The following is a 2,240-nucleotide window of genomic DNA, read 5'->3' on the forward strand; positions in this document are numbered from 1 at the left end:
AGTAATTTACACGAAGTAATATAACATATAATTTACAACGCACTCTTGTCCATTATTCGTAAAATAATAATGGTTTATTAAGTGTACCCTTTTTTTAAAAATTATTTTTTAAAATTTTTTATTTTTTTGTATAACTGGTCTATGCATTAAAAAAGGGTTCCTGAAATAAATTTCAGGAACCCTCCCCTATATTTATTTAAACTAATGCTTTTAATGCAACTAAATCAAAGAAATCAACTTGTCCATCTTCATTAACATCTGCATTTTTTTCATTAATTTTTATATTACTATCTTCACCAGCATTTACATATTTTCTAAGGATTGTGTAATCCATAAGTTCTATTACACCATCACCATTAATATCACCAAGTAAAACTTCTTCTCCTGTTCCTAAAGTAGTATCTTCTCCATTTACAGCTATACCTTTAACAGAATTTCCTGACTTAGTAACTTTATAAGTAGTAACAGCTCCATCTTCCCAGTGGAATTTTAGAAGTAGATTACCATCAATACAGCTATTAAAGAAAGTTTCTTTTACATTAACTATATTATTATCATAATCTGGTTCAAAAGTTTCTTTAAATTGCTTATAAGTTGTCCAATCATGAGGTCCAACACCTGTTCCAGCACTATATTGATTATCAGAACCTTCAACTATAGCTTCCATTGTTGCTAATCTTGCTCCATTAAACTGCATTGGAATATTTAATCCTTTACTTGAGCCTGTAACATCGCTTGTAACTGGCATCTTATAGTAATTAATATTCATCTTCCAATCTGGTCCATTATCAAATTTAAGTGTTAATGTTTCAACCTTACCATAATCTGATCCCATAATTTTTCTTAAATATGAAGGCTTGAATTTAAGCTCTCCATTTTCTAAAACATAATCAGTTCCATCTACTAATACATCATTATTGGAATTAACAATAGACTTTAATTCATTTCCATTTAAAGTGAGTTTAGTAGTTACTCCTGAATTCTTAGCTTTTCCATTTACATATAGAGTATCTCCTTCAGTATATGAAGCACGTCCTCCATTTGCTGCATTCATAATAGTATCTATTGCATCTTGATCTTTCCATACATATTTATTTCTATCAATATGATATCCATTATCCCAAAGCATCATAGTAATGCCTTTTTCTCTTGCATAGTATGTCACATAATCCATATATTTTAAGTATTCACCATTATTAATAATACCTTCACCTAAAACACTATATTCTCCACCAACTACACCAATTCCTTTAGATGTAAAGTCATTATACATAAGATCTAGTGTATCTTTAGCATGTTTTTGAATTTCATCATCAAACTTAGGTTTTCCTGCAATATTTACACTAAATGACCATACAGAGTAATAATGAAAATCAGCAATTATACCTGGATCATTTTGAGCAAGTATGTTTTGAGAATTACTTGTACATTCTGCTGCTTCTGCATTAGTAACTAAGTTAGGGAAAATAAGCATTCTAGTTGCATTATTTCCTCCAGTTTCTCTTACTACTTCTCTAAATACATTATTAACTTCATTATTTATTTTTAAGTTTGTTTCCTTATCTGCATCAAAATCTGGTTCATTAGATGCCTCAAAAGATAATGTTTCTGGATAATCTTTAAAGTATTCAGCAAATTGTTTCCATAAAATCTTATATTGTTTTAATGCTGTTCCATCATCAGTTCCTATTTTATGCGCCCATGTAAACCAATCACAATGGTTCATATCTGCAATAACATATAATCCTTGATCCAATGCATATTTAACTATCTCTGCATACTTATCAATATAAGATTTTTTAATTGTATATGTTGGAGCATCTCCTATACGAGTATAAGCTGTAAAAGGCATACGTATACTCTTGAATCCTGATGCCTTAACAGCATCTATAAGTTCCTTTGTTGGTGTTGGATTTCCCCAAGTACGTTCTTCTTGATCTTGCCACCAAGAAGCTGTTCTATCACTCCAAGTATCAACACTTTCATAAGAGTTACCAAGATTCCAACCTGGTTTCATTGCTTCTACATAACTTTGAGAAGCTGACTTTTCTGCTGCTTTAGCTTCAACTCCTGATATATTAAATAGAGCTAAAGTACAAGAAGCTGCTACAATAGTAAATAAAATTTTTTTAACATTCAACATAAAACCGTTGCCAAAACCTTATAAAACTTTATAAAGCATGTTTAATTCCTTATTCAACCTGTCTGATTTTGTAATGAATAAATTCATATACTACTCT

General features: G+C 30.0%; 1 protein-coding gene. It reads right to left on the bottom strand.

Annotation, left to right across the window (positions count from 1 at the left end):
- Positions 1–196: 196 nt before the first annotated feature.
- Positions 197–2,143 carry a cellulase family glycosylhydrolase gene (locus BM384_RS16805; protein ID WP_090015378.1) on the bottom strand — a complete coding sequence of 649 codons (1,947 nt, stop codon included), beginning with the start codon at positions 2,141–2,143 and terminating at the stop codon, positions 197–199.
- Positions 2,144–2,240 lie beyond the last annotated feature (97 nt).

The sequence above is a fragment of the Clostridium sp. DSM 8431 genome, assembly GCF_900116755.1.
GTDB lineage: Bacteria > Bacillota > Clostridia > Clostridiales > Clostridiaceae > Clostridium.